Origin of the sequence: Microbispora catharanthi (genome assembly GCF_006334915.2) — a bacterium.
In the GTDB taxonomy this organism is placed as follows: Bacteria; Actinomycetota; Actinomycetes; order Streptosporangiales; family Streptosporangiaceae; genus Microbispora; species Microbispora catharanthi.
Map to the genome: position 1 here is coordinate 71,755 of NZ_VDMA02000015.1, position 25,556 is coordinate 97,310.

The 25,556-nt window shown below is 69.8% G+C and carries 26 protein-coding genes; 13 read left to right on the forward strand and 13 right to left on the reverse strand.

Annotation, left to right across the window (positions count from 1 at the left end):
* Nucleotides 1–26: 26 nt before the first annotated feature.
* Entirely contained in the window at nt 27–1,856 is a 1,830-nt protein-coding gene (locus tag FH610_RS26135) for an ABC transporter ATP-binding protein (RefSeq protein ID WP_139577470.1), read from the reverse strand.
* Between the two features lie 275 nt (nt 1,857–2,131).
* On the opposite strand from FH610_RS26135, the gene FH610_RS26140 reads away from it, so the two are divergent.
* Entirely contained in the window at nt 2,132–3,010 is an 879-nt protein-coding gene (locus tag FH610_RS26140) for a polysaccharide deacetylase family protein (RefSeq protein WP_139577471.1), read from the forward strand.
* Nucleotides 3,011–3,017: 7 nt separating this feature from the next.
* On the opposite strand, the gene FH610_RS26145 is transcribed toward FH610_RS26140, so the two are convergent.
* The 4 genes from FH610_RS26145 to FH610_RS26160 form a co-directional block, all read right to left on the reverse strand.
* A complete protein-coding gene (locus FH610_RS26145; protein WP_139577472.1) occupies nt 3,018–3,893 on the reverse strand; it encodes a carbohydrate ABC transporter permease in 876 nt (291 codons plus the stop codon).
* Nucleotides 3,886–4,833, reverse strand: a complete 948-nt coding sequence (locus FH610_RS26150; protein ID WP_167538773.1) for a carbohydrate ABC transporter permease — start codon at nt 4,831–4,833, stop codon at nt 3,886–3,888. The genes FH610_RS26145 and FH610_RS26150 overlap by 8 nt, the downstream gene beginning before the upstream one ends.
* A 1-nt stretch (nt 4,834) precedes the next feature.
* Nucleotides 4,835–6,088: an ABC transporter substrate-binding protein gene (locus tag FH610_RS26155; RefSeq protein ID WP_139577473.1), complete on the reverse strand. Its 1,254-nt coding sequence runs from the start codon at nt 6,086–6,088 to the stop codon at nt 4,835–4,837.
* Nucleotides 6,089–6,196: 108 nt separating this feature from the next.
* Entirely contained in the window at nt 6,197–7,324 is a 1,128-nt protein-coding gene (locus FH610_RS26160) for an ROK family transcriptional regulator (protein ID WP_139577474.1), read from the reverse strand.
* A gap of 74 nt (nt 7,325–7,398) precedes the next feature.
* Here FH610_RS26160 and FH610_RS26165 point away from each other — a divergent pair, with 74 nt between their 5' ends.
* The gene (locus FH610_RS26165; protein ID WP_139577475.1) at nt 7,399–8,664 is read left to right on the forward strand and encodes a Gfo/Idh/MocA family protein; all 1,266 of its coding nucleotides are present in this window, start codon (nt 7,399–7,401) and stop codon (nt 8,662–8,664) included.
* A gap of 166 nt (nt 8,665–8,830) precedes the next feature.
* Nucleotides 8,831–9,676 carry a collagen-like domain-containing protein gene (locus FH610_RS26170; RefSeq protein WP_205826071.1) on the forward strand — a complete coding sequence of 282 codons (846 nt, stop codon included), beginning with the start codon at nt 8,831–8,833 and terminating at the stop codon, nt 9,674–9,676.
* Nucleotides 9,677–9,813: 137 nt separating this feature from the next.
* Here the strand turns inward: FH610_RS26170 and FH610_RS26175 are convergent, their stop codons facing one another.
* Both FH610_RS26175 and FH610_RS26180 read right to left on the reverse strand, forming a co-directional pair.
* Nucleotides 9,814–10,578 (reverse strand): SDR family NAD(P)-dependent oxidoreductase, encoded by a 765-nt coding sequence (locus FH610_RS26175; RefSeq protein WP_139577477.1) that lies wholly within the window; start codon nt 10,576–10,578, stop codon nt 9,814–9,816.
* 33 nt (nt 10,579–10,611) lie between these two features.
* Nucleotides 10,612–11,172 (reverse strand): NADPH-dependent FMN reductase, encoded by a 561-nt coding sequence (locus FH610_RS26180; protein WP_139577478.1) that lies wholly within the window; start codon nt 11,170–11,172, stop codon nt 10,612–10,614.
* 85 nt (nt 11,173–11,257) lie between these two features.
* Between FH610_RS26180 and FH610_RS26185 the strand changes: the two genes are divergently transcribed.
* The 3 genes from FH610_RS26185 (at nt 11,258) to FH610_RS26195 (ending at nt 12,811) form a co-directional block, all read left to right on the forward strand.
* Nucleotides 11,258–11,725 (forward strand): MarR family winged helix-turn-helix transcriptional regulator, encoded by a 468-nt coding sequence (locus FH610_RS26185; RefSeq protein ID WP_139577479.1) that lies wholly within the window; start codon nt 11,258–11,260, stop codon nt 11,723–11,725.
* 43 nt (nt 11,726–11,768) lie between these two features.
* Nucleotides 11,769–12,311, forward strand: a complete 543-nt coding sequence (locus FH610_RS26190; RefSeq protein WP_139577480.1) for a P-loop nucleotide/nucleoside kinase family protein — start codon at nt 11,769–11,771, stop codon at nt 12,309–12,311.
* Nucleotides 12,312–12,409: 98 nt separating this feature from the next.
* Nucleotides 12,410–12,811 (forward strand): NUDIX hydrolase, encoded by a 402-nt coding sequence (locus FH610_RS26195; RefSeq protein WP_205826072.1) that lies wholly within the window; start codon nt 12,410–12,412, stop codon nt 12,809–12,811.
* A 33-nt stretch (nt 12,812–12,844) separates the two neighbouring features.
* Here FH610_RS26195 and FH610_RS26200 read toward each other — a convergent pair whose 3' ends face one another.
* The gene (locus FH610_RS26200) at nt 12,845–13,312 is read right to left on the reverse strand and encodes a MarR family winged helix-turn-helix transcriptional regulator (protein ID WP_139577482.1); all 468 of its coding nucleotides are present in this window, start codon (nt 13,310–13,312) and stop codon (nt 12,845–12,847) included.
* Between the two features lie 80 nt (nt 13,313–13,392).
* On the opposite strand from FH610_RS26200, the gene FH610_RS26205 reads away from it, so the two are divergent.
* Nucleotides 13,393–13,572, forward strand: a complete 180-nt coding sequence (locus tag FH610_RS26205) for a hypothetical protein (RefSeq protein WP_139577483.1) — start codon at nt 13,393–13,395, stop codon at nt 13,570–13,572.
* A gap of 148 nt (nt 13,573–13,720) precedes the next feature.
* Here FH610_RS26205 and FH610_RS26210 read toward each other — a convergent pair whose 3' ends face one another.
* Both FH610_RS26210 and FH610_RS26215 read right to left on the reverse strand, forming a co-directional pair.
* Complete coding sequence (locus FH610_RS26210) at nt 13,721–15,451, reverse strand: glucuronyl esterase domain-containing protein (RefSeq protein WP_139577484.1); 1,731 nt, start codon at nt 15,449–15,451, stop codon at nt 13,721–13,723.
* Between the two features lie 407 nt (nt 15,452–15,858).
* Complete coding sequence (locus tag FH610_RS26215; protein WP_139577485.1) at nt 15,859–16,089, reverse strand: hypothetical protein; 231 nt, start codon at nt 16,087–16,089, stop codon at nt 15,859–15,861.
* Between the two features lie 462 nt (nt 16,090–16,551).
* On the opposite strand from FH610_RS26215, the gene FH610_RS26220 reads away from it, so the two are divergent.
* Nucleotides 16,552–18,369, forward strand: a complete 1,818-nt coding sequence (locus FH610_RS26220; RefSeq protein ID WP_139577486.1) for an RICIN domain-containing protein — start codon at nt 16,552–16,554, stop codon at nt 18,367–18,369.
* Nucleotides 18,370–18,448: 79 nt separating this feature from the next.
* Here FH610_RS26220 and FH610_RS26225 read toward each other — a convergent pair whose 3' ends face one another.
* The 3 genes from FH610_RS26225 to FH610_RS26235 form a co-directional block, all read right to left on the reverse strand.
* Nucleotides 18,449–19,363, reverse strand: a complete 915-nt coding sequence (locus tag FH610_RS26225; protein ID WP_139577487.1) for a DUF72 domain-containing protein — start codon at nt 19,361–19,363, stop codon at nt 18,449–18,451.
* Between the two features lie 116 nt (nt 19,364–19,479).
* A complete protein-coding gene (locus tag FH610_RS26230) occupies nt 19,480–20,160 on the reverse strand; it encodes a response regulator transcription factor (protein ID WP_225898822.1) in 681 nt (226 codons plus the stop codon).
* A complete protein-coding gene (locus tag FH610_RS26235; protein ID WP_139577488.1) occupies nt 20,157–22,190 on the reverse strand; it encodes a sensor histidine kinase in 2,034 nt (677 codons plus the stop codon). Before FH610_RS26235 ends, FH610_RS26230 begins: the two co-directional genes overlap by 4 nt.
* A gap of 213 nt (nt 22,191–22,403) precedes the next feature.
* On the opposite strand from FH610_RS26235, the gene FH610_RS26240 reads away from it, so the two are divergent.
* From FH610_RS26240 to FH610_RS26260, 5 genes are all read left to right on the forward strand, one after another.
* Nucleotides 22,404–23,033, forward strand: coding sequence for a hypothetical protein (locus FH610_RS26240; protein WP_139577489.1), 630 nt, complete (start codon nt 22,404–22,406; stop codon nt 23,031–23,033).
* A gap of 79 nt (nt 23,034–23,112) precedes the next feature.
* Nucleotides 23,113–23,400, forward strand: a complete 288-nt coding sequence (gene tatA, locus FH610_RS26245; protein ID WP_139577490.1) for a Sec-independent protein translocase subunit TatA — start codon at nt 23,113–23,115, stop codon at nt 23,398–23,400.
* Between the two features lie 158 nt (nt 23,401–23,558).
* Nucleotides 23,559–24,077 carry a hypothetical protein gene (locus FH610_RS26250; protein ID WP_139577491.1) on the forward strand — a complete coding sequence of 173 codons (519 nt, stop codon included), beginning with the start codon at nt 23,559–23,561 and terminating at the stop codon, nt 24,075–24,077.
* Between the two features lie 222 nt (nt 24,078–24,299).
* On the forward strand, nt 24,300–24,761 hold the full coding sequence (locus FH610_RS26255) for an SRPBCC family protein (RefSeq protein WP_240809202.1): 462 nt from the start codon (nt 24,300–24,302) through the stop codon (nt 24,759–24,761).
* A gap of 70 nt (nt 24,762–24,831) precedes the next feature.
* Nucleotides 24,832–25,524 (forward strand): TetR/AcrR family transcriptional regulator, encoded by a 693-nt coding sequence (locus tag FH610_RS26260; RefSeq protein ID WP_139577493.1) that lies wholly within the window; start codon nt 24,832–24,834, stop codon nt 25,522–25,524.
* Nucleotides 25,525–25,556 lie beyond the last annotated feature (32 nt).

Here is a 25,556-nt window from a genome sequence, read left to right on the forward strand (position 1 = left end):
TCCGCGCTGCCGGCTCCCGGCCCGGGTCAACGGTGGAGTGCGTCCGGGGCGTCGTCCTCGATGAGGAAGCCCCCGGACTGGTGGTGCCAGAGCCTGGCGTAGGGGCCTTCGGCCTGCAGCAACTCGCCATGGGTGCCCTGCTCCACGATGTGTCCCCGGTTGAGCACGACAAGCCGATCCATGCGGACGACGGTGCTCAGGCGGTGCGCGACCACGAGTGCGGTCCGGTCCTGCATCAGGCGCCACAAGGCTTCCTGCACGAGGATCTCGCTTTCGGAGTCCAGCGCGCTGGTCGCCTCGTCCAGCAGCAGGATGGGGGCGTCGCGCAGGATGGCGCGCGCGAGCGCGATACGTTGCCGCTGGCCGCCGGACAGCTTGACGCCGCGCTCGCCGACCAGGGTGTCGAACCCGTCCGGCAGAGCCTCGACGAACTCCGTGACGTGCGCCGCCCGCGCGGCACGGAGGATCTCGGCGTCGGTGGCGCCCGGCCGGGCGAACGCGAGGTTGTCGCGCACGGACCGGTGGAACATGGCGGGTTCCTGAGGGACGTAGGCGATGAGGCCGCGCAGGTCGGCCTGACGCAGCCGGGCGATGTCCTGGCCGCCGATCAGGATCCTGCCGCCGTCCACGTCCATGAGCCGCAGCAACAGCCGGGTGAGCGTGCTCTTGCCGCCGCCGGACTGGCCGACCAGCCCGATCTTGGCGCCGCTGGGGATGTCCAGGTCCAGGTGGTCGAACAGGGGCGGGCCGCCGGCGTACCCGAACCTCACCCGCTCGAAGCGGACGCTCGCGTCGGCCGGGCGCAGGGGCTGCGGATCGACCGGATCCACCACGGTCGGCGGCACGAGGAGCAGCTCGGTGAACTGGGCGGCTTCGGTGAGCACGCTCTCGATGCGCCGGTAGATCTGGTTGAACTCGAACATGATGCTGATCGTGTTCGTGTAGTAGGTGAACGTCACCACGATGGCCTCCACACCGAGGCCGCCGCGGAGCGCCACGGCGAGGAGCAGGCCCACGGCGCTGGTGAGCACCGACAGCGGGGCCACGACGGTGTCCACCCGGAGGTTGCCGTAATCCCAGGAGCGGAGGGACAACCTGCGCTGCTCGGCGATCCTCACCCGATATTCGGCGGCTTCGCGATCCTCGGCGGCGAACGCGCGGACCGTCTCCATGTTGGTCAGCACGTCGGCGACGTGGCCCGACACCAGCACTCTGGCGGCCTCGCGTTCGTCGACCAGCGCCTGGCGGCGGCGGATGAGCGGGGCGACGAGAACGCCGGTGACGATGATGAGACCCACGAGAACGAGGACCAGCAGCGGGTGATATCGCCACAGCACCACCGAGGCGAAGGACAGGGGCATCACCTTGGCCATGATCGAGAATGTGAGCGTGTCGGCGAATTCCTCGAACCTTGAGGAGAAGCCGATCACCCGCTTGGTCAGGGAGCCGGCGAAGTTGTCGTGGAAGAACGCGGTGTCCTTGGCCAGCAGCTCGTCCATGCCCACCACGCCGAGCCGCTCGATGCCCCGGGCGTCGGTGCGGTTCAGGAAGTGCAGCCCCACCCGCCACAGCGCCTCGCCCGTCAGCAGCATCGCGGCGAAGCCGAGCACGTATGGCAGCAGCGCGTCGACGGTGCCGTCCCCGCCACCGGACAGGTGCCCCACGAGCCCGGCCACCGCCAGCGGCGCCAGGTAGAACAGGCAGATGTTCCCCAAGGCCGGCAACGTCAGCGCGGGCACCGCGACCCGCCATTGGCGCCTCAGCTCGCCGCAGTAATAGCGCAGCACCAGCAGAACCGCCGATTTTCGTACGGATGGGCCGTTTCCAGCGGCATCGACCGCCCCGAGCACAGCCATCAGCCCTCAGCCCTCCCCGAACGCCGACATCGCCGTGGACATGCTGCCGCAGGGCATTACTGGAGAGCGAGCGATTTTCCGCCAACTCGACTACGTAGAGTAACCGACGACGGCCGGAGTGGATTACCGAGGCGGTGTCCGCGGGAACGGTCGTAGGGCTGTCCACGCGGGTGGCCGAGGGGCCGGTCGTGCCCACGTACGGGAAACGGCGGCGGGGTGGGCCTCGTACGCGCCGGGGCGCTGAGCATGGGCGGGCCGAGAAGAGAGGACGCGCTGTGGCCAAGGAAATCTTCGTAGCGTTCGGGATCGACGTCGACGCGGTCGGCGGCTGGCTCGGCTCCTACGGTGGTGAGGACTCCCCGGACGACATCTCGCGTGGTCTGTTCGCCGGCGAGGTGGGCGTGCCGCGGCTCAACGCGCTGATGAAGAAGTACGACCTGCCGTCGACCTGGTTCTGGCCGGGTCACTCCATCGAGACCTTCCCCGAGCAGTTCGACCAGGTCGTGGCCGCCGGACACGAGATCGGCGTGCACGGGTACAGCCACGAGAACCCGATCGCGATGAGCCGCGAGCAGGAGTCCACCGTTCTCGACTACTGCATCGACCTCATCGAGACGCGCGCCGGTCGGCGCCCGACGGGGTACGACGCGCCGTGGTGGGAGTTCTCGCCGGTCACCAACGAGCTGCTGCTCGAACGCGGCATCAAGTACGACCACTCGCTCATGCACCGCGATTTCGAGCCGTACTACGTGCGCGTGGGCGACACCTGGCCGAAGATCGACTACGACAAGGACGCCCGCGAGTGGATGAAGCCGCTCGTGCGCGGGCGGGAGACCGACCTCGTCGAGATCCCGGCGAGCTGGTACCTCGACGACCTGCCGCCGATGATGTTCATCAAGACCAGCCCGAACAGCCACGGCTTCGTCAACCCTCGCGACATCGAGGAGATGTGGCGCGACCAGTTCGACTGGGTCTACCGCGAGTCGGAGTACGCCGTCTTCACCATGACGATCCACCCGGACGTCTCGGGCCGCCCGCAGGTTCTGCTCATGCTGGAGCGCCTCATCGAGCACATCAACAAGCACGACGGCGTCCGGTGGTCCACGTTCGACGCCATCGCGGACGACTTCACGGCCCGCCGGCACCGGGCGTAGCCATGGGTCAGCCCTTGCTGCCGGTGTGGGCGATGCCCTGGATGAACTGTCGCTGCAGGAACACGAAGACGGCGATCACGGGAAGCGAGGCGATCAGGGAGCCGGCCATGAGGACCGGGTAATCGGTCTGATACTGGCCCTGCAGCGAGGCCAGCCCCGCCGACAGCGTCATCTTCTCCGGATCGGTGTTGACCACCAGCGGCCAGAACAGGTCGTTCCACGCCCACAGGAGCACGAGCACGGACAGCGCCACCAGCCCCGGTCTGGCCAGCGGCAACATGATCGACCAGTAGATCCGGACCGGGCCTGCGCCGTCGAGCCGGGCCGCCTCCTCCAGCTCGCGCGGCAGCCCGAGGAAGAACTGCCGCAGCAGGAACACCCCGAACGCGCTGAACAAGCCGGGCACGATGATCGCCTGGAGGCTGTTGAGCCACCCGAGTGAGGACATGATCTGATACTGCGGGATCACGAAGAGCTGCGGCGGCACCATGAGGATCGACAGGAACACCCCGAACAGCAGGTTCCTGCCGGGGAAGCGCAGCCGGGCGAAGGCATAGGCGGCCATCGAGCAGAACAGCACCTGCCCGGTGACCCGCCCCGCCGCCATGACGACCGTGTTGACGAACTGGTCGCCGAACGGCAGCAGGTCGAAGACCTTGGCGTAGTTGTCCCAGCGGCCCTCCGGCAGGAACGTCGGCGGCACCCGGGTGGCGCTGCTGAGCGTCTTGAGCGAGGTGACGATCTGCCACACGAACGGCGCCACCATCGCCAGCGACGCCGCGACGAGCACAGCGTGCACGCCGAAGACCCGGCGCTCAGACACGCGGTGGTCGGACCCGCGGTGGTCGGACACGCGGTGGTCGGACCCGCGGTGGTCAGACATAGTGCACCCACCTCCGCTGGAGCCGGAACTGCAGGATCGTCAGCCCCGCGATGAGCACGAGCAGCGCGATCACGATGGCGGCCGCGTAGCCGCGGTCGTTGGTGACGAAGGCCCGCTCGTAGAAGAGCTGCACCACGGTCTGGAGCCGCCCGTACGCCGGGTTGGCCCGCGCCGACTGGCCCGACCCGGTCATCACGAAGACGAGGTCGAACAGCTGCAGCGAGCCGATCACCGAGACGATCGAGACGAAGAACGCGGTCGGCGACAACATCGGCAGCGTGATCGAGAAGAACTGCCTGACCCGCCCCGCCCCGTCGAGGGAGGCCGCCTCGTACAGCTCCTTCGGGATGGCCTGCATGCCGGCCAGGAAGATGATCAGGTTGTAGCCGATGCTGCTCCAGATGCCCACGACGACCAGCGCGTACATCGCCGTGGCCGGATCGGCGATCCAGTTGGGCCCGTCGATGCCGACCGTCGCGAGCACCTGGTTGACCAGGCCGTAGTCGCCGTTGTAGAGCCAGCGCCAGAGCATCGCGACCGCGACCGGCATGGTGACCACGGGCAGGAAGAACGCGGTGCGGTACACGCTCACGCCGCGCAGTCCCGGCCGGTTGAGCAGCGCCGCGAACACGATCGCGAGCGGGATCCCGATCAGGCCGAGGGCGGTGTACGCGAGCGTGTTGAGCATCGCCCGCCCCACCTCGGGGTCGCCGAGGAGCCGGGTGTAGTTGTCGAGCCCCGTCCAGGTGTGGCCGCCGAAAGCCCCCCACTCCGTGAAGGAGAAGTAGGCGGTCTGCAGGACGGGCCACAGGTAGAAGACGGCCAGGCCGAGGCCTGTGGGGGCGATGAACGCATACCCCCACAGCGCCTCGGCGCGGGGCCGCCGCGCCTTCTCCACCCGGGCCGCCCGTACGGCCCGCGATCCGGCGGTGGTGGTCACGTCACTCCTTGGCCAGCAGGTCGTTCATCCCGGCCGCCAGGTCCGCGGCCGCCTTCTCGATCGGCACCTCGCCGGTCCACGCCTTGGTGAGGTTGGTGAGCTCCGCCTCCTGCCAGGCCGCGGTGTTCTTGGAGACGGGGTAGGGCACCGCGTAGGCGACGGCGTCGAGGAAGACCTGCAGCTTCAGCTCGGGATGGGCGCCCACCCAGGCGCTCTGGGTGCCGTTGTAGGCCGGGATCGGGCCCTTCTTGCCGAGGATGTCGGCGGCCGGCTTGGAGCCGAGGAACCTGACGAACTCCCACGCCTGCGCCGGGTGCTCGGTCTTGGCCGACATCACGTTGGCGACGCCGTGGATGATCGTGGCCTGCTTCTCACCCTTCGGCAGCGGGGCGACGTCCACCTTGTCCTTGGTGTAGTCGTTCTTGGTGAACTCGGCCACGTCCCAGGAGCCGCCCCAGTACATCGCCAGTTTGCCGGCCTCGAAGAGCTGGAGCGGAGCGGTGTCGGTCATGGTCTTGAGGTCCGGCGACTGCTTGGCGGCGATCAGGTCCGTCCAGAACTTCAGGCCCTCGATGGTCTTGGGGTCGTCGTAGCCGGACTTCCCGCCGTCCGGAGAGATCACGTAGCCGCCGGCCTGGTAGATGGTGTTGTACTGGTATTCCTGGAAACTCGTGAGCTCGGCTCCGATGGCGTAGACGCCCTTGTCCGGGTCGGTGAGCTTGGCGGCCGCCTCCTTGAAGTCGGCCCAGGTCCAGCCGTCGGCCGGGTATTTCACCTTGGCGGCGTCGAAGAGCGTCTTGTTGTACCAGACGCCGACCGTGTCCATGTCCTTCGGCAGGCCGTACAGCTTGCCGTCGTACGTGTAGAGGTCGACCAGCGCCTTGGGGTAGACCGACGTGTCGACCTGCTCCTCGATCGGCTTGATCACGCCGTTGGAGGCGTAGAGCTGGAAGTTGGGGCCGTTCATCCAGAAGACGTCGGGCGCCGCCCCACCGCTCGCCGCGGCCTTGAGCTTGGTCCAGTAGTCGGCCCACGGCGTCAGCTGGACGTCGATGGCGACGTCCGGATGCGTCCTGGTGAACTCCGCCGCCAGCTCCTGCATCGCGCTCTGCTGGGTCGCGTCCCAGACTCCGTAGGACAGCGTCACCTTCTCCTGCGACTGCGCGCCGGAGCCGACCTGCTCACCGCCCCCGCACGCGGAGGCGAGCAGCGCCGCGCAAAGGAGCGCAGCACCGCGTCGTGCCGACTTCCACATCTCCCGGTCCTCTCCTAGAACGTGGGAGTAATCATGGAGTCCAGTGAAATTTTGTTCAAGGGCAGCTGTGTTACAGATGGCTCACGAGGTTAGGGGTGGCTCACGAGCTCACGGTTGACTCAAGAGTGGGGTGCGGCCGTCGAGCACGCGGTCCTCGACGTCGTCGAGGGCCAGCCGTACGGCGCCGAGCACCACGCCCTCCTCGCCGAGCGCCGACATGCGCACCTCGGGGGTGCGGATGCACCAGCGGTCGAGCTCGCGCCTGAGCGGATCGATGAGCACGTCGGCCGAGCGCGAGAAGCCGCCGCCGACCACGACCATCTGCGGGTCGAGCGCCAGGACCAGCGCGGACGTGCCGAGCGCCAGGTCCCTGACGTAGCGGCGCACGGCCGCGGCCGCGGCCCTGTCGCCGGCCCTGGCCGCGGCGAACACGTCGCCCGCCTCGCCGCTGGCGCCGCTCAGGTGCTCCTGCGCGCGGATCCAGCCGAGCACCGGCAGCGCGCCGATCTCGCCCGAGGCGTTGGCGAACCCCTTGTGCAGTTTGCCGTCGATGACCAGGCCCGCGCCCGTACGCAGGCCGGCCAGCAGGAACACCATGTCCTTGGCGTAGCGCGCCACGCCGCGCCAGCACTCGGCCAGCGCGGCGAGCCTGCTGTCGTTCTCGACGAGCACCGGGGCGGGGGCGAGCCGGCGCACGTGGGCGGCCAGATCGACTCCGGTCCACTCGGGCAGCGCCTCCGAGAGCACCACCCTGCCGACGCCGTCCACCAGGCCGGTGGTGCCGACGCCCGAGGCCCACACGTCGCCGCCGGTCAGGCCCGCCGTTTCCAGGCACTCGGTCACCGCGCGGTCGACCGCCTCCAGGCGCTCGGCCCGGCCCATCTCGGGCGTGACGGGGACGCGGGCGGTGTTCTGCACGGCGCCGTCCAGGTCGGCGACGACCGCGCGGACGTTGTGCCCGCCGATGTCGACGCCGAGCACCCGCCCCGCCTCCGCCCTGAACCGGTAGCGCCTGGCCGGGCGGCCCACGCCGCCCGCGGTGGGTTCCGCCTCGGTCAGCCAGCCCTTCTGCAGCAGCTCGCGGACCACGTCCTCGGTGGAGGCCCGCGACAGCCCGGTGTGCTTGGCCACCTCGGTGAGCGTGAGCGACGTCCCGCCCTGCAACGCCTTGATCACGGCAAGCGAGTTGAGCTGCCTGAGCCGTGACAGGTCACCGCCGCTCGGCTCCCCAGCCATCGAGCCCCCCTTGCCGTCGACTTTTCCGGGACGAATAATGATGCTCTCCATGATATTGATTCGGGGAAGGTTCCATGACTGAGGTGACTTTAGCCGTCGTCGGCGGAGGCCTGCGAGGGCTGACCTACGCGCGCCGCGCGCACCACACGGGCGCCGGCCGCGTGGTGGCGGTGGCCGATCCCGATCCCCTCCGGCGTGCCATCTTCGTCGAGGAGTTCGGGATCGCGCCGGATCGGGCGCACGCCGGCTGGGAGGACCTGGCGGCGGGCGGCCGGGTCGCCGACGCGGCGGTCGTCGCCACGCACGACCGGTTGCACACCGAACCGGCGGTGGCGCTGGCGGACCTCGGTTACCACATTCTCCTGGAGAAGCCGATGTCCACGACCGAGCAGGAGGCGACCAGGATCGCCGACGCGGCCAGGCGCAACGGCATCATGCTCGCGGTCTGCCACGTGCTGCGATACACGTCCTACACGCGGGCGATGCGCGGGCTGCTGGAGGACGGGCGGATCGGGCGGCTCGTCAACGTCCAGCACCTGGAGCCCGTGGGGTGGTGGCACCAGGCGCACTCGTTCGTCCGCGGGCACTGGCGGCGGCAGGACACCTCCGCTCCGATGCTGCTGGCCAAGGCGTGCCACGACATCGACTGGCTCGTCCACCTCTTCGGCCGGCCGCCCGCCCGCGTCTCGTCGTTCGGCTCCCTCTCGCACTTCCGTCCCGAGGACCGGCCCACCGGGGCCGCCGACAGGTGCCTCGACTGCCCGATCGAGCCGTCGTGCCCCTACTCGGCGCCGCGGCTCTACCTGGGGTGCCTCGGGGATCCGTCGAGCGAGTTCTGGCCGCTGTCGGCCGTCACGCCCGGGCGCACCGAGGCGGACGTGCTGGAAGCGCTGCGCACGGGGCCGTACGGGCGGTGCGTGTACGCGTGCGACAACGACGTCGTAGATCATCAGGAGGTCCTGATGGAGTTCGACGACGGCGCGACGTGCTCGTTCACGATGAGCGCGTTCAGTCCGATGGAGCACCGGCGGACGCGGTTGTTCGGGACGCACGGCTATGTGGACGGCGACGGCCGCACGTTGCGCCTGGTCGACTTCCGCACCGGCGCCGAGGAGACGATCATCGTGGACGCCGATGATGCGACGTCCGAGATCCAGGGCCCGTCGGCGGCCGACGGGCACGGGGGCGGCGACGAGGGCCTCACGGACGCCTTCCTCGCCGCAGTGGCCTCGGGCGACGCCGGTCTGCTGCGGTCGGACGCGGACGAGAGCCTGATGACCCATCGTGTGGTGTGGGCCGCCGAACAGGCCCGTCTCACCGGCACCGTCGTGACCCTGTGAATCCCGAGCCGCAAGGGGTTGGGGTGATTTCTGACCAGGGCGGCTGACATGGAGCGGTGATGCGCATACGTGATCTACGGGAGGACAACCGTCGCTTCCGCTCGGACGTGTATCACTCGCGCCTCTTGCGCGTCAGTCGCCCCTTATGCCTCAGAGAGGGAAGTCCGTGGCTATCAAGTTGCCGGGCGGGCGGAGCATCGGCCTCGTGACGGCCGGCGCCCTGGTCGGGTCGTTCCTGGTCCTCGGTGGCGCGGCCACCGCTTCGTCGGCGAGCGACGCCGCCTTCTACGCGTGTGTGAACAAGAGCACGCGGTACATGCGCCTGGTGAACGCCACGACGACGTGTAAGCCGGCCGAGACCAAGGTGTCGTGGAACAGGACCGGTCCGCAGGGCCCGGTGGGCATCGGCGGCACCGGCCCGCAGGGTCCTGCCGGTCCGCAGGGGCTGCGCGGCCCCCAGGGCATGCGCGGCCCGCAGGGCCCGAAGGGCGACACCGGCGCCACAGGCCCCAAGGGCACCGACGGCAAGGACGGCGAGCGTGGTCCCGCCGGTCCGCAGGGCCCGAAGGGGGACAAGGGCGAGACCGGCGCCCAGGGTCCGAAGGGCGACAAGGGCGAGCGCGGCCTCGCGGGTCCCCAGGGCCCTAAGGGGGACAAGGGCGAGCGCGGCCTCGCGGGTCCCCAGGGCCCTAAGGGGGACAAGGGCGAGACCGGCGCGCGTGGTCCCGCGGGTCCGGCCGGACCCGCGGGCCCCGCGGGCTCCGGGGGTGGATCCGTCAATGTCATCACCAAAGCGGACTCCCTTTACCTGCCGGCCAACGGCGGCAGCGACGAGATCATGTGCCCGGACGACATGGTCGCCACGGGCGGCGGCTTCATCGCCGGCGGCGGTGCGAGCGTGCCCAACATCACCACGAACGCGCCGTACCTCGTCAACGGAGAGGCGGTCGGCTGGAGGCTCTACGGCAAGGGCGTCAGCGGCACCATCTACGTGATCTGTATGGGGAGCTAGCGGCACCTCAGGGCTGTGCGATGCACGCGTGAACCGCCACCGCACAGCCCTGAGGTGCCCGAACTTCTGGGTTCGGCACCTCCTGCCGCTCATGCCTCTGCCGCCCGGCGGCCGGGCGGCAGAGCGATTCGGTGGCGCTACCAGGCGGTCGCGCCGCCGTCGGCCGCGTAGTTGGCGCCCGTGATGTACGCCGCCCGGTCGGAGGCGAGGAAGGCCGCCAGCTCGACGATCTCCTCTGGCCGGGCGAAGCGCTTGAGGAGCGTCTTGCGGGTTATCGCGTCCCTGGCCGCCTGGTCGTCGCCGAGATCGCGGTCACTGGCCGGGGTGAGGACCGGCCCGGGGCTGATCGCCACCGCGCGGATCCCGTGGCGCGCGCCTTCGAGCGCGAATTGCCGGGTCATGCCGATGACCCCGGCGTTCGCCGCGCTGTGCGCGACCATCGGGGGGACCTCACCGGCGATCATGCCGGCCATGGACGCGACGTTGATGATGACGCCGCCACCCCGCCGGACCAGGTACGGCCATGCGAACTTCGACACGAAGAAAGGAATGTCGAGTTCGCCGGCGATGGTCACCCGCCAGTCCTCGACCGAGAAATCGGGCATCGGCCCGAAGCGGGGCATGGCCGCGTTGTTGTAAACGACGTCGAGCCCGCCGTAGGCCGCCACCGCGTCCTCGACCAGCTGCCGCGCCTGTTTCGGGTCGGTGAGGTCGATGGGCGCGATGCCCGTCATGTCACCTCCGGCGCGACGGACGAGTTCCACCGTCTCGTTGTTGGCATCGACCTGGATGTCGCATCCGACGACCTTCGCGCCTTCTCGCGCGAAGACCAGCGACGCGACCCGGCCCTGACCTCCGGCGGTGCCGGTGATCAGCACCACCTTGCCGTCAAGCGTTCCCATGGAGTTCCTCCTGATCCCGTGTTTCGTGCGAACTCACCGGGCGCGCATCGGCGCGAGTGCCGTGCTCCACGCCACGACCTGGTCCAACATCGCGGTGAGCGACTCGACCTGGAATTCGTTGGGCGTGAACACGCTGAACTCCTTGAAGTCGGTGAAGAGCGACAGCGCCACCTGGGCCCGCACGTCGGCCATCTGGAGCTCACCAGCGATCAGGCGCAGGTGTTCCACCGCACGGGTGCCGCCGACCGAGCCGTAGCTGACGAAACCGACGGCTTTGTTGTTCCACTCGCCGTACAGGAAGTCGATGGCGTTCTTCAGCGCACCCGAGGTCGAGTGGTTGTATTCCGGCGTCACCATGACGAACCCGTCGAACGAGGCGATCTTGTCGGCCCACGCCTTGGTGTGCGGCTGCGTGTACTGGCCCAGCGACGGCGGCAGCGCCTCATCGAGGTGAGGGAGTTTGTAGTCGAGCAGGTCGACGAGCTCGAACTCCGCGTCGGTCCGCTGGGCGGCGATCTGGTGCACCCAGCGGGCGACGGCCTCCCCGTTGCGTCCGGGCCGGGTGCTGCCGAGGATGATCCCGATTCTGGTCATGACGATCTCCACTCCTGTCGGAAAATGATTGCTTCGCGAAGAAAGAATATGGATACTTCGTTCGTGAAGCAAGTAGAATGTGGCCATGACCACATCGCAGCCGGCGCCGCCGGCGCAGCCGCTGACCGCTGAGGAGGACGCGTTGATCCGCGCGCTGCCTCGCCTGATCTACGCGCTGCCCCGCGCGATCGACGCCGACATGGTGCGCGAACAACAGTTGCCGCTCATCGAGTGGACCGCCCTGATGCGGTTGTCGGAGGCGCCGCAGCGGCGGATGAGGATGGGCGAACTCGCGGTCGCCTGCGAGCTCTCCCTGAGCGGGATGACCCGCATCGTCACCGTCCTGGAGCGGCAGGGCCTGGTCGAACGGGTCAGGTGCGACGACGACGCCCGCGGGTTGAACGCCGTCCTCACCGACGCCGGCCTCGCCCGCCTGGAACAGGCGTGGCCGAGCAACCTGGCCAGCGTTCGCCGGCACTTTCTCGACCACCTCGAAGGCGTCGATCTTGCCCGCCTCGCCCGTGCGATCCAGAACGTCGCGGGCAACGCCTGACGCGGTGGGCGGCAGGCCGAGCCCGGCGACGTACGGTCGGGACATGGCCGACATTCCTGACGACCTTGGATCGGGGCGTCCCGCCTCTCGGCTCCAGGACGAGACGGAGCGGCGCGTCGTGATGATGTGCGGCATCGCGGGTTCGGGCAAGACGACCTACGCGCAGGAGCTGGAGCAGTGCGGCTACATCCGGCTGTCCATCGACGAGGCCGTCTGGGCACTGCTCGGGCGCGACGGCGGCCATCTCGACCAGAAGGAGTACGAGGACCATCAGGCCCGTGCCGAGGATGCCTTACGCCAGGAGCTTGTGCGCCTGATGCGGGCAGGCCGGAGGGTGGTCCTGGACTACAGCTTCTGGCGGCGCGCGACGCGCGACCGGTACAAGTCTCTGATCGAGAGTCACGGGTATCGGTGGGAGCTCGTCTACCTGAAAGCGAACCCGGAGACCCTGCGCCGGCGGCTCGCGGCGCGCAACGCCCTGCGTGGGCCGAACCGCGTCACCGTCTCTGAGGATCTTCTACGGTCATACCTGGCGGGCTTCGAGGAGCCCGTGGGTGAAGGAGAGCGGGTCATGCCTCAGGAATGAGCCCGAGCAATGACCGAAACCTGTGGATCTTCCGGGAAGGGGGCGCCTTCCCACATCATCCGATGTGGTTGCGTTGCCCCCGACTACAGGAGCACCCGGTGAACAACACCATCGACAAGATCGCCTGGATCCACCTGGACAACGGCAAGATCCTTAGCACCCGATCGCGAGGCAAGAACGCCTACTACATCCCCGGCGGCAAACGCGAGCCCGGCGAAACCGACCTCGACACCCTGATCCGCGAGATCGACGAGGAACTCTCCATCACGATCATCCCCGCCACCGCCGCCCACGTGGGCACCTACCAGGCCCAGGCGCACGGCCACGCCGACGGCATCATCGTGCGGATGACCTGCTACACCGCCGACCACCATGGAGTGCCGACACCCAGCAGCGAGATCGAGGAAATCACCTGGCTGACCTACGCCGACCGCGACCGCGTGTCCCCGGTCGACCAGATCATCTTCGATCACCTACACCAGACCGGACAACTGCACTGACTCGGCAACACCCACTGCCCCGGGGTGCGGGTTCTATCGCTGTCCGGCGAGGTGGGCGCCGTTGGCCGCGCCGATCACCCGGGTCAGCGCCTGGTGCAGACTCTGCAGCTCGGTCAGCTCCATCCCCAGCCGCTCGACGATCGCGACGGGCACCTTCTCGGCCTGCTGACGCAGCGCGCGTCCCTCGCCGGTCAGCACGATCGCCAGGGAACGCTCGTCGTCGCTGGCGCGGCGGCGCTCGACGAGGCCGGCGGTCTCCAGGCGCTTGAGCAACGGCGACAGCGTGGCCGGCTCCAACTGCAGCAGCCGGCTGAGGTCCTTGACCGACAACGGCGCGTACTGCCACAGGGCCAGCATCACCAGATATTGCGGGTGGGTCAGACCCATCGGTTCGAGCAGGGGCCGATAGAGGCCGATGACCGACCGTGAGGCGACCGCCAGGGCGAAGCAGACCTGGTTTTCCAGGGCCAGCGGGTCGACGATGTCGCCAACGTCACTCATGTGCACCTCCACTGCCATGCTACTGGATTAGTACACTAACTATTAGTGCACTAAGCAGCGCCGAGAACACAGGAAGTGTCATGGCCCGTAGGAAGAGTCTCGAAGAGCGCATCGCCGACCGCGTCGCCCAGCGCCCGCCGATGAAGGAGAGCAAGCACTTCGAGCACGGCCCCGCCAAGTGGATATTCGCCAGCGTCCTGGTGTTCGCGGTGCTCATCCACTTCGTCATCGTCGGCATCGTCATGATTTTCGGTCACTGACCGAAGCGGCGCCCGCTGCGGGAGTCAGCCGACTCCGGCGGCGACGATCCGGCGGTATCACGAGCCGTCGTGCCCCGGCGCGGACATGCCGAGGGCCCGCGGCGCGGCCGCCGCGGGCCCCGGTCATCAGGGTCCGATCACCCGTGGGTCACGGACTGGTGCAGGTGGCCGCCGGGGTGGCCGAGGACCCTCCGGCGATGAAGCCGAAGGTCGTGCTCCCGTTGGCCGCGACCGAGCCGTTCCACGACTCGTTGCGCACCGTCACGTTCGAGCCGGAGCCCGACCGTACGCCTCCCCATATCTGGCTGATGGTCTGCGAACCGGGCCAGGTCCAGTTCACGGTCCAGCCGTTGACGGCGGAGTTCCCCGCGCGCACCGTGACCTCGCCCTGCCAGCCGCCGGACCAGGAGTTGACCACCCGGAACGTCGCCGAGCACGCGCCGCTCACCCCGCCGGACGGCGAGGGGCTCGGGCTCACCGGCGGGCTCGGGCTGGTGTTCGGGCTCCCGCTGGGCGAGGGGCTCGGGCTCACCGGCGGGCTCGGCGAGGGGCTCGGGCTGGGAGACGGGCTGGAGTCGGTCAGGACCGGGGTCGTCCAGTCTCTCCACTGCGACAGGTTGCCGGACTTCTGGGACGAGACCCGGAACACGGCGGGGGCGTTGCCCGTCTTCAGCAGGAACTTCTGGATGTTCTGCTGCAGCGGGGTGCGCCATTCGGACCGGGTGGCGCAGTGGGTGCCGTCCTGTACGTCGGACCAGTAGCTGATGTTGTCCCCCGCGCCGAGCGCCTTGTATATCTCGGCTCCGGCCAGCGCGGCCACGCTGCCCGACTGGGCGCCCAGCCAGTCGACGTGCGGGTTCTCCATGATGAACAGCCCGCGCGGGGCGACCATGCCCACCATCTCGTGGGTGTCCACCGGCAGTTGGCCGGGGTTGCCGGTGAAGGAGCCGAACGCGTCTCCCAGCCACGGCTGCTCGGAGTAGGCGCTGCTCAGCGGCTGCGCGCCGGACTCCTGGGCGATGCCGCGGAAGATGGGAACGCCGGCGCTGCCCGACTCGATCGGCATCGTCAACGCGATGCGCTGGTCGAACACTCCGGCCGCGAAGGCGCCTTTCCCGAACCGGGAGCAGCCCGTGACGCCGGTCGCATCCGCCTTGAGGATGCTGCCACCCGACTGCTCGATGACGTCGATGATGCGGCTCACGCCCCAGGCCCAGGCGGCGAGCAGTCCGGTGCTGCTCGAAGAGCCGTAGATGCTGTAGTAGGCACCCTGCTTGTTGTTGCGGGCCGTGCCCTCCTTGCCGACCGTATAGGGGTCGTAGCTGATCACGGCGGCACCGCTCGCCTTGATGGTGGCCGTGTCGGCGCCGAATCCTCCGTAGACGATGACGGCCGGGAACGGCCCGGTGCCGCTCGGCAGGTCCACGCTCGCCGAGAAGCTCGCGCTCCTGCCGCTGTCCGACACGTTGACCGTGATGCCGGTTCTCGAGACCGTCCCGGTGACGCCGGCCGGCTTGCCGTGCTTCTCACCGTAGACATACCGTTCGGCCAGCTTCTTGATCTCTTCGCGGCGGCACCGCCACTCCGACTTGGAGGTGACGCGCTGCCCGTTGATCTTCTTGAAGGGATCGGGAAGCCTGGAGTTGGCCGTCAGAGTTCCCAGGTCGGACACCGCGCAGTCGGCGCCCTCGTCCTCGACGCCGGCGGCGGCCGCCGCCTGCGCCGTCCCGGTCCCGACGAGTGCGCCCACACCGGCGTTCGCACCGGGGATCTCGAACACCGCGAGACCCAGCGAAAGCGCCGCGACGGCGCCGATGACGAGCGCGCGGCGGACGCCCGGGGCGCGGCTCCCGCCGCCGGAAGTGACGTCGCCGGTCATCGTCCGCCCCCGCGGGAGGGCCGACCGGCATGGATGGAGGAGAGTGCGGGCCCGGCCTGCGCCGGGTTCGCCAGGGTTGCCGCCGAGACCTTGAGACCTTTCACGACAGTGCGTCCTTCCTCCTGCGGTGTTCCGGACCTGTCACGGGTCCGGAGAGAACCGCAGGCCGAATGGGAGGTGAATGTTTTCGCAGCGTCACCGAAATGTTGCAGCCACCGCAAGGCCCAAATCGGAGGGGGTTCGACCCGCGCCAACGAGGAAGGCGACCGTGCTGCTCGCGGCGGGATTACCGCTATTGCCGCAGCAATTTTTCCGAAACATCTACGAAAGTTTCATGGCGGACGAGCGCGGTGGGCGACCGGCCGACGCCGGAACTCACCGCATGGGGCACCGAGGCGTGAACGCTCTCACTCTTCGCCTGTCTCGCCCGGAGCGGAAGGCGACGGCCCGGGCCGTCGCCACTCCCGTATCAGGCCGCGGACGAGGTGCTGGAAGAGCAGCGCGCCGAAGGCGAAGAACCCGACGCGCACCAAGACGGGCCCGTCATCGAACAGCCCCCGGATCATCGCGCCGAAGCCGGCGAGAAGTCCCAATCCCGTTCCCACCAACGCCAGAGCCCGCCCGGCGGCTGTGTTCATGGCCCAAGTCTCCCGCACGACGACGCCAAATCTCGCCATTGCGCCGTGTCCAGCTATTGAGCCATGTCTCACCATTGGGCCGTGTCTCGCTTCTGGCCTGACCGAAACACAGTCAGTGGAGCTGTAAATTCGATGGTTCGAGACGGGACTCCCCGGCTTCCCGCACATCCGAAAGTTCTCCGGCAGTTCCAGAGGCTGACACCGGCCGTCTTCATCGGCCCTGAATGCGCTCTTCGCCCGCGCGAGTTCTTCTCTCATGGCACGAAATCTCCGGAAATACTTCCGCCAACCACGCCGAAACAGCGGAAATGGCGCAACGGAACCTCCGGTTGGTGAATTGACAAGGCTTGTCAATGTTATGAGAGAAATCTTACAAAGATCGAAAAGTCCGTCCGCCTGATGTGATCATTTCGGTGAATCGCCCCTATGAGGGCGTATCCGTACCGATGGGAGTTCATCGGAATGCAGCTCAGGCGAACCCTCTCCCTGGCGGCAATGTGGGCGCTCGCGGCCGTCCTGATCGTCTTACCCTCGCGGGCGTCGGCCGCGCCACCGGACGACGGCCCCTCCCGCGTCGCGTCCGACGTCTTCCCCGGGGCCAAGATCGGCCATCGGGCCGGCCCGGCCGCGCTTCCGTCCGCCTCGACGACCAAGGTGCAGGCGACCCCGCAACTGGTGGCCTGTGACGGCGACGGCACCAGCGGCAAGCGGGTGGAGGTGCTGTACGTACGCGAGTCGTCGATGCCCGACCGCTACGCGCAACTGCTGCCCATGTTCCGGGCCTGGCTGGCCGACGCGGACGACCAGTTCAACGACGGCGCGGCCACCTCCAGCCGCAGCCGGCACATCCGCTACGTGACCACATCGGTGTCCGGCGGTTGCGCTCCCGTCGTGCGCAACCTCGTGGTCCCGGCCGGTTCGCTGGCCGACTTCGACTCCAGCATCAACGCCGTGAAGGCCCTCGGCTACACCAGCACCGACCGGCACTACCTTATGCTCACCGAGGCCACCGTGATCTGCGGCGTGGGCGAGATCAAGGGCGACGACCTGACGACCGGGGCCGCCAACCTCAACAACGGCCTGGCCTACGCCCGGGTTGACGCCATCCCCGGGTGTTTCGGCGCCAACGCCATCGCCCACGAACTCGGGCACACCTTCGGCGCCGTACAGATGAGCGCCGCGCACTCCGACGGCAGCTGGCACTGCCTGGACCAGTGGGACCTCATGTGCTACGGCGGCACCCCGTCGTGGAACTGCCTCCAGTGGAACGACTACCGCCTGCCCGACTGCAACCGGGACGACTACTACAACGCCGCCCCGGCCGCCGGCAGCTACCTGGCCACGCACTGGAACACCGCCGACAGCGCCTACCTCATCGCCGGGAGCACGGCCGACAGCGACCCCCATCCCAAGGTCGGCAACACCTACGTCGTCACCAACGTGGCCACGGGAGGGGCGCTGGAGCCCATCGGCGCGTCCACCGGGGCGCTGACCGAGCTGAGCCAGCGCGCCCGTGTCGACACCCCCAGCCAGAAGTGGCTGATGGGCTACACGACCGGGCTGCAGTTCATCAACGTCGGCAGCCGCCTGTGCGCCGACAGCTCCTACAGCGGCACCACCCCCGGCACGACGCTGTTGCAGTACATCTGCAACGGCCAGGACGGCATGCGCTTCGCCTACCTGCCGGTCGGCACCAACACGTACGCCATCTTCGACTGGCTGTCGGGCCTGGCGCTGACCGCGACCGGCTCCTATCCCTCGCCCGTCACCCAGCAGACCTATACCGGCGCCACCAACCAGCAGTGGGTGTTCAACCAGGTCACCGGCATCGCCCCGGTCAACAACAGCGTCTACTACCTGCAGGGTCGCGGCAGCCGCGACAACGCCGAGCCGGTCGGCGGCTCGACCGCCTCCGGCACGCTGGTCACCCACAACCTGCCGTCCGGGGCGACCAGCCAGCAGTGGCGGCTGCAGGCCACCGGGTCGTACTGGAACCTGGTGAACGTCAACAGCGCCAAGTGCCTGGACCTGGTTTCGGCCGGCACCGCGAACGGCGTGCAGATCAGGCAGGCGACCTGCGGCACCGCGACCAGCCAGCAATGGACGTTGCGGCGGGTCGCCGACGGCACGTTCTATCTGGTCAACCGCTTCAGCGGCAAGGTGCTCGACAGCCCTCCGGGCAGCGGCACCACCCTGGAGCAGCAGACGATCACCGGCAACACCGACGGCGGCCTCGGCATCGTCGCCGGTGACCAGATCTGGTATCTGAACCCGGCCTGACGCTCCTCGCGGGCCGTCCGGAACCGTCCGGGCGGCCCGCCACCGCTGATCGCACGGGCCACTGAGCTCCAGCCGCGTCTCACGGTGCTCCGGCGGACGGCCTGGCGACGTCGGCGCCCCGCTCTTCGAGCAGTTCGACCAGGCGTGCGGCGTTGCGCTGGGAGTTGTCGGCGCAGCAGTTGTTGGTCAGCACGTGCGTGGTCGCCGTACGGGCGGCCAGGTCCGCGATCCGGCCGGCCCAGTGCCGGAGCTCCTCCTCCGAGTAGAGGTAGCCGAACCGCTCCTCGATGACGCGGCTCGTCCACTTCTCCGAGTGACCGTGCAGGCGGACGACGGCGAGGTCGGAGGTGGCCGCGAGCACCGGAGGGACCGACGAGGGATATCCCTGCGGCATGTCCACTCCGACGTACGGCACGTCGTTGGCGGCCAGGAAGTCGAGGGTGTCCCCTCGGGTGGCCTCGTCCATCCAGGCCGCGTTGCGGAACTCGACGCACACGCGCATCGGCAGACAGCGGTCGCGGCATTCGAGGATGTAGCGGCGGTTCGCACCACCCGGCGGGAACCACTGCGGGAACTGGAACAGCACCGCGCCGAGTTTCCCCGTCTCGTGCAACGGCTCCAGCGCGCCGAGGAACCGGCGCCACACTTCCTCGACGACCTCAGGCGGGAGGTCGCGCCGGTAGAGCGTCCGTCTGGGCTCCCCCAGCACGGCCCGCAGGTCCCTGTAGAGCGCGGCCGGCCGGGTCGGATGCCCGGTGAGCAGGGAGAACGCCTTCACATTGAAGGTGAAGTCCTTCGGCGTGCGGTCACGCCACAGCTCGGCCGTACGCCGGGCCGGCGGGTTGTAGTAGGTGGCGTCCACCTCCACCAGGGGAAACCGGCTCGCGTAGTAGCCGAGCCTGGCCTCGGGTGTGGACGCCTCGGGCGGATACCAGCCCGAGGCGAGCAGCGACTTGTCCGTCCAGGAGGCCGTACCGACCAAGATCTTGCCCATCACCGTCGCACGGTGCCCACCACAGTCGCAGGGGGCCGACTGCTTCAGCGGGCGGGGGATTCCGCGCTTCCTCCCTTCATGATCCCCAGTGCCCCGAGTGACGAACGTGACGCGGATCAGCGGCCGAAACCGGCCTCACGGGCTCGTACGATCGCCTGCGCCCGGTCGGCGACCTGCAGCTTCGCGAAGACGTTGGACACGTTGTTGCGCACCGTCTTGGGCGACAGCGACAGGCGCTCGGCGATGCGGGTGTTGGACAGGCCGGCCGCGATGAGATCGAGGATCTCCCGTTCCCGCGCGGTGAGCTGCGGAAACGGGTCCTGCTCCCGCGGCCGGACGGCGGCGAGCCTGCTGAAGTAGCGGGTCACCCGCCCGGCCAGCGCGGGCCCGAAGATGACCTCGCCGCCGGCGACGGCGGCGACGGCCCGCAGGATCTCCGTCTGGTCGGCGCCCTTGAGCAGGTAACCACGGGCTCCGGCCAGCATGGCCGCGAAGACGCTCTCGTCGTCCTCGTGCATGGTCAGCACGAGCACGTGGGTCTCCGGGCAGGTCTCCACGATGCGCTGGGTGGCCTGGACGCCGTCGAGCCGCGGCATCTGCAGGTCCATGACCACGACGCGCGGGCGGAGCGTCATCGCCTGGGCGACGGCCTCCTCGCCGTCGGCCGCGGTGCCGACCACCTCGACCTCACCCGTGGAGGCGAGCATCATCCGCAGGCCGTTGCGGTAGACGGGGTGGTCGTCGGCGAGCAGCACGGTGGGCATACCGGCGCCGTCGGGGGACGGGCCGGCGGTCATCGCGTCGCCTCCGCGGGAAGAACGGCGTGGACGCGGGTGCCGCCGCCGTCGCGGGAGGTGACGGAGCAGCTCCCGCCGAGCTCTTCCGCCCGCTCCCGCATGCCGAGCAGGCCCACGCCGACCAGGGCTCCCGGCCGCACCCCTCTCCCGTCGTCGAGCACCTCGACCTCCAGTTCGCTTCCGGTCGCCGTCAGGCGGACCTCGCAGGTGCCGGCGTCCGCGTGCCGCGCGACGTTGACCAGAGCCTCGCAGACGATCCGGTAGGCCGCCACCTCGGTCGCGGCCGGCAGTCCGGTCAGGTCGCCCGCGGCGTCCACGCGTACGGTCAGCCCGCCCTCCCGGAACCGGGTGGCCTCCTGCCGCAGCGCTCCCGCCAGGCCGAACTGGTCCAGGGCCGGTGGGCGCAGGTTGTGGACGAGCCGGCGTACGTCGCCGAGCACGGACGACAGGTCGGCCCGCACCTCGTGCAGCGCCTCGTGGGCGGCGCCGAGGTCCCGGGTCACCAGGTTGCCCGCGGCCTCGACCTTCAGCGCGGCGGCGGCGAGCGTGGGCCCCAGCCCGTCATGGAGGTCCCTGCGCAGCCTGCGGCGTTCCTCCTCGACGCCCGTCACCAGGCGTTCCCTGCTGTGCTGGAGCTCCTCGGCCAGGGCCGTGGCCCGTACGGCCGCCGCGGCCTGCCGTACGACGTCGGCGAGCAGCCGCTGGTCGGCGTCGGCGAGCGGCGCGCCCGCGCGCGGGACGAGGACGAGGCGGCCGATCGGAGCCGCGCGGTAGGCGAAGGGAAGGACGAGGACGTCGTCGCGCCGGGCGCCGTGCTCGACCACGAGCGTGCGGCCGTCGGCGCGGTCGAGTTCCACCCGCACGTACGGCGAGCGCAGCGCCGTGGACACCGCCCCGGCCACGGTGAGCAGCAGTTCCTCCGGGCTCACCGACTCCTCAAGCCGCCGGGCCAGGGCCGAGACGACGTCGTACGGCTCCGCCCGCCCGGCGAGGACGCGGTCCACCCAGCGGCGGACCCGCTCGCGCAGCGGCGCGTAGACGACGGCGACCGCGGCGGCGGCGAGCACGGCCGCGACCGGCTCGTCGATGAGCGCGCCCAGCCCCACGAAGACGGGGACGTCGATCGCGATGACGGCCACCGCCAGGCCGCCGTAGAGGAGGGTCCAGCCGAGCACGGGGTCGATGTCGTACAGCCGGTATCGGCCGACGGCCACCAGCACGGCGACGGCGATCGCCACCAGGGAGACGACGAACGTGAGGTCCTGCGGCGCCCCCTCGACCACGGCGGGCACGAAGATCAGCACGCCGTTGAGCAGGGCCGCCAGCAACATCCAGCGCAACTGTGCGCGCCGCGCGCCGGACGACCCCCGGAAGCGCCGGACGAAGGCCGCGAGCGACACCAGAAGGCTCAGCACCAGCGCCGCCGGGGTGAGGGCCATCGCGACCCGCCAGAAGGCGTCCGGCACAGGCGGCATCGGCAGGTCGAGCCCGGGGCCCCGCCACGGCTCCCCCGGCGACTGCACCCGCCACGGCACGGTGAGGAAGACGAGCACGGCGAGGCCGGTGGCGCCGAGCGACAGCGACGCGGTCCACCGCCAGCGCGGCGACGGCAGCCTGCCGTCGGGGAAGAGCAGCAGCACGAGCAGCGGCACCAGGTTGAGCAGCGGCCCGAGTCTCGCCCCCGCGTACACGGCGACGCCGGTCAGCGGCAGCGTGCCGCCGTGCCGGGTGAGGGACAGCACGGCGTAGCCGCCGGCGAGGCCGTTGAGGCAGGACACCGCGCCGCCGCCGATCAGCAGCCAGGTCATCGGGTGCGCGGGCAGGCGGGCGGCCAGCACCCCGCCGGCGACGGCGAGGGCCACGCCCGGAACGGTGGACGACCACACGGCCCAGTCGAGCGGCTCGGGCCGGATCACCGGTCCGGTCGCGATCTCGATCCAGGTGGCGGACGCGGCGGCGACGACGGAAAGGGCCGCGAGCACGGTCGCGGCAACCCCGAGACGGCGATACGCGGCAGAAGGGCCGGGCACGCGGTCCAGCGTGCCACAGGGCCGCCCTTCCCGGCATGGGACCGGTGTCCCGTTTCCGCCCGGGACGCGGGCCCCGGACCGGTGCGGGCGCGGTGGTGGCCCCGCTCTCTGTCGGCCCGGGACGCGGCGCGGAGACCGTGGTCACGGCACCACCGGTCGCGGCACGGCCGGAAGGGTCGCGCGACTAAGGCTTCCGCCAGGAGGGGAACGATCATGTCCGTTCACATCACGCCCAGCAACGTCAATCCGCAGGAACCGGCCGCGGCGGCGGCTTCGGCTCCGGCCGTGGCGGCGCCGCCCTGGACCCGGACAGCCGGAGTGCTACTGGCCGCCGGAGCGGCGGCCTGGGCGGCCGGCACGGTCGTCGTCGGCGACGACATCCAGAAGGGCATCCAAACGCTCGACACCGTGACCGGGATGCTGTTCGTCGCCGGGGTGTTCGGCTTCGTCGCGCTCGTGCTGGCCACCCGGGCCACCGGCGCCAGGTGGGGCCGGATCATCCCGGCGGGCCTGCTCGTGTCGCTTCCCGGCGCGTTCCTGCTGAACGCGCTCTCGTTCGGCTACGCCACCCACGACGACTTCCCGCTGTCTCTGATGATCCTCGACGCCTGCTGGCCGCTCAGCATGCTCGGCATGCTGGTCCTCGGCATCGCCGTGGCGGTCACCGGCCGTTACCGCGGCGCCCTGCGCTGGCTGCCGCTGCTCGCCGGGCTGTGGTTCCCGGTCACGATGGTGGCGCAGATCTTCGCCGGGTCCACCGCCTCGGTGTGGGTGAGCGCCGCCTGGCTGCTGGCCACCCACGCCCACATCGGCGTCCGGCTCGCGCTGCGCCCCGCCGTCTGACCGAACGCCGCACGCCGGCCCTCACACCCGATGACATAGCCTGTGAGCAGGCAAAACGACGACCAGAGGAGAACCCGCCATGGGTTCGCTCAGCCCTGTTCACTGGATGATCGTGTTCGTGGTGCTCGTGCTGCTCTTCGGCGCGAAGAGGCTGCCGGACACCGCGAAGGCCGTCGGGCAGTCGCTGCGGATCCTCAAGAGGGAGACCGGAAAGCTCGGCGACGAGGACGACGCCCCGGCCACCCGGGCCCGTACGGCACCCGTCTCCGCCGACGCCGAGGAGCGGCTGCGCGCGCTCGAAGAGGAGAACGCCCGGCTCAGGGCCGCGGCGGACACCGCGCGGCGGGACGAGCCCGAGGCCCGCTGAGGCGTTCTCCGCGCCCTGCCGGTGGCGCCGCATGCCAAGAGCGAGCACCGCACTCGGCGTCTCGGAGCGATCGACGCGACGTCGTGGGTGCATGGTCGCGTGCGGAAATCCGTCCGGTTCGCGCGAACCTTTCCTCGGGGCCCTGACTCCAACAGGGCATGAAGCTCACCCTCTCGCTCCGCGTCGTTCTCCCCGCCGCCGCGGCCGCCGCGTTGCTCTCCGCGGCGGCGCTCCCGGCCGACGCCGCCGCCATGCCGAAGTTCGCCACGCCCAAGCCTTACGGCACGTCGTTCCAGAGCGACCCCCACCATGACTTCACCAAGCACATTTCGCCGCGACACGACGGCATCCTGCGGGGCTGGGTCACGCACTACCGGTCCGGTGTGGCGGAATACGAGCCGATCAGGTGGGTGAAGGACAGCCACACCGAGGGGTACTTCGAGGGCCCGCCCGAGGGTGACGTCACGGCCTACGCCTCTCCCGTGGCGAAGAACGTGGTGTTCTACAGCGCCACCGGGTGCAAGGGCACCACGGTGACCGTGAAGAACGGCGGCCTGGGGGCGAAGCGGTGCTCCCGGAGTGAGCTGGTCGCCCGGATGAAGTCCATGCATCATCCGGCGCTCATCACCGTCTATCGCGGCACGATCGTCAAGGTGCAGGAGATCTACACCCCCTGAGTCACCGAAAGACCGCCGGTCACCCGGCACCGCTCCGCGCAGGGCCGGACTTCCCGTTCCCCGGAAGTCCGGCCCTTTTTCGCGCCCGCGCATTCGCACACGGGCCTTTCACGGCCCACGGACGGCCCCGGCTTGACGCCGACGAGGTTAGGTACACATACTTTGATTATAGCATCTAACCAACGGAACGGGGTGACATGCTCGTGTCGGCCCGCGCCTGCGGTGCCTCGCTCGCACTGCTGGCGATCGGCGGCGGGCGGCGCATGCTGCGGTGCCCGCCGCCGGCGCGGTCGACGAGGACGACGGCTACCTGCTGACGGTCGTGAGCGACCTGCACGCGCCTGGCCGAGCTGGAACCCCGGCGTCTCCTCCGCGCGCCTGCGCGGCGACCTCGCCGTCGGCGCCACCTTCGACTGGCAGACACACGGGCTGGTCATCGCCTCGACGGTCGCCGAACTCGTCCCCGGCCGCCGCGTCGTCTGGGGCGGCCCGGCCCACGGCATCGAGGGCGTGCACGTCTGGACCTTCGAGGAGATCGACGGAGGGGTGCTCGTACGGACCCGGGAGTCGTGGGCGGGCCCGCCCGTCGAGGCCGACCCCGAGGGGATGCGGGCGGCGCTGGAGGGCTCGCTCCGGTCCTGGCTCGCCGCGCTCACGCAGACGGCGCTCAAGCAGACAAGGTGATGATCCCTCTGACCCGGCAGACGTGATGAGGCGGGAGACGCCGATGAGAGGCACTCACCATAATGAGAGGATGTCAACGCCGCGACAGCGCTACCGAGACCAGGTCCGTTCAGAGATCAAGCAGATCGCCCTCGTGCAGATCGGCGAGGGCGGGGCGGCGGCGCTGAGCCTGAACGCGGTGGCGAAACAGCTCGGCGTCACGGGCCCGGCGCTTTACAAGTACTTCCGCAGCCGCGACGACCTGCTGACCGAGCTGATCCTGGAGGGCTTCGACGAGGTCGCGGCGGCCGTACGGGCCGCCGCCGGCGAGGGCGCGCCGCGGGAGCGGCTGCACGCGCTGGCCCGGGCCTTCCACGGATGGGCGGTGGCCAATCCGCACCTGTTCCAGTTGCTGGCCGGCACGCCCTCTCCCGGCTACCAGGCTCCCCCGGAGAGCGTGCTGCGGGCCCAGAACGTGCTCGGGCCCTTCCTTCCGGTGTTCGCCGGGGGGCACTGCCGACCGGGGACCGAACCGCTGCGGGAGCAGATGCGGCGGTGGGTGGAGGAGAGCTCGGCGGTCGCCGAGTGGGTGCGCGCGTTCGCCCCGGAAGGGGATCCGGCTACCGCTCTCACCGGAACCGTGATGGCCTGGTCACAGCTCCAGGGCGTGGTGAGCCTGGAGGTCCAGGGGCAGTTCGCCGGGATGGGTCACAGCGGGGCCACCCTGCTCGACGCCGTCATGGACGCTCTCGCCGACAGCATGGGCCTGCTCGCCCCCCAGTGACACGCCTCCGGTGACGCGGCTCCGGAGGCGCG

What these genes read in the sequence shown, in the direction of transcription:
- FH610_RS26145 (WP_139577472.1), bottom strand. Translation starts at nt 3,893, where the DNA reads ATGTCTGACCACCGCGGGTCCGACCACCGCGTGTCCGACCACCGCGGG.
- FH610_RS26160 (WP_139577474.1), bottom strand. Translation starts at nt 7,324, where the DNA reads ATGGCTGGGGAGCCGAGCGGCGGTGACCTGTCACGGCTCAGGCAGCTC.
- FH610_RS26210 (WP_139577484.1), bottom strand. Translation starts at nt 15,451, where the DNA reads ATGACCGGCGACGTCACTTCCGGCGGCGGGAGCCGCGCCCCGGGCGTC.
- FH610_RS26185 (WP_139577479.1), top strand. Translation starts at nt 11,258, where the DNA reads ATGACCACATCGCAGCCGGCGCCGCCGGCGCAGCCGCTGACCGCTGAG.
- FH610_RS26190 (WP_139577480.1), top strand. Translation starts at nt 11,769, where the DNA reads ATGGCCGACATTCCTGACGACCTTGGATCGGGGCGTCCCGCCTCTCGG.
- FH610_RS26260 (WP_139577493.1), top strand. Translation starts at nt 24,832, where the DNA reads ATGTCAACGCCGCGACAGCGCTACCGAGACCAGGTCCGTTCAGAGATC.
- FH610_RS26135 (WP_139577470.1), bottom strand. Translation starts at nt 1,856, where the DNA reads ATGGCTGTGCTCGGGGCGGTCGATGCCGCTGGAAACGGCCCATCCGTA.
- FH610_RS26230 (WP_225898822.1), bottom strand. Translation starts at nt 20,160, where the DNA reads ATGACCGCCGGCCCGTCCCCCGACGGCGCCGGTATGCCCACCGTGCTG.
- FH610_RS26240 (WP_139577489.1), top strand. Translation starts at nt 22,404, where the DNA reads ATGTCCGTTCACATCACGCCCAGCAACGTCAATCCGCAGGAACCGGCC.
- FH610_RS26175 (WP_139577477.1), bottom strand. Translation starts at nt 10,578, where the DNA reads ATGGGAACGCTTGACGGCAAGGTGGTGCTGATCACCGGCACCGCCGGA.
- FH610_RS26215 (WP_139577485.1), bottom strand. Translation starts at nt 16,089, where the DNA reads ATGAACACAGCCGCCGGGCGGGCTCTGGCGTTGGTGGGAACGGGATTG.
- FH610_RS26165 (WP_139577475.1), top strand. Translation starts at nt 7,399, where the DNA reads ATGACTGAGGTGACTTTAGCCGTCGTCGGCGGAGGCCTGCGAGGGCTG.
- FH610_RS26250 (WP_139577491.1), top strand. Translation starts at nt 23,559, where the DNA reads ATGAAGCTCACCCTCTCGCTCCGCGTCGTTCTCCCCGCCGCCGCGGCC.
- FH610_RS26180 (WP_139577478.1), bottom strand. Translation starts at nt 11,172, where the DNA reads ATGACCAGAATCGGGATCATCCTCGGCAGCACCCGGCCCGGACGCAAC.
- FH610_RS26225 (WP_139577487.1), bottom strand. Translation starts at nt 19,363, where the DNA reads ATGGGCAAGATCTTGGTCGGTACGGCCTCCTGGACGGACAAGTCGCTG.
- FH610_RS26200 (WP_139577482.1), bottom strand. Translation starts at nt 13,312, where the DNA reads ATGAGTGACGTTGGCGACATCGTCGACCCGCTGGCCCTGGAAAACCAG.
- FH610_RS26220 (WP_139577486.1), top strand. Translation starts at nt 16,552, where the DNA reads ATGCAGCTCAGGCGAACCCTCTCCCTGGCGGCAATGTGGGCGCTCGCG.
- FH610_RS26155 (WP_139577473.1), bottom strand. Translation starts at nt 6,088, where the DNA reads ATGTGGAAGTCGGCACGACGCGGTGCTGCGCTCCTTTGCGCGGCGCTG.
- tatA (WP_139577490.1), top strand. Translation starts at nt 23,113, where the DNA reads ATGGGTTCGCTCAGCCCTGTTCACTGGATGATCGTGTTCGTGGTGCTC.
- FH610_RS26205 (WP_139577483.1), top strand. Translation starts at nt 13,393, where the DNA reads ATGGCCCGTAGGAAGAGTCTCGAAGAGCGCATCGCCGACCGCGTCGCC.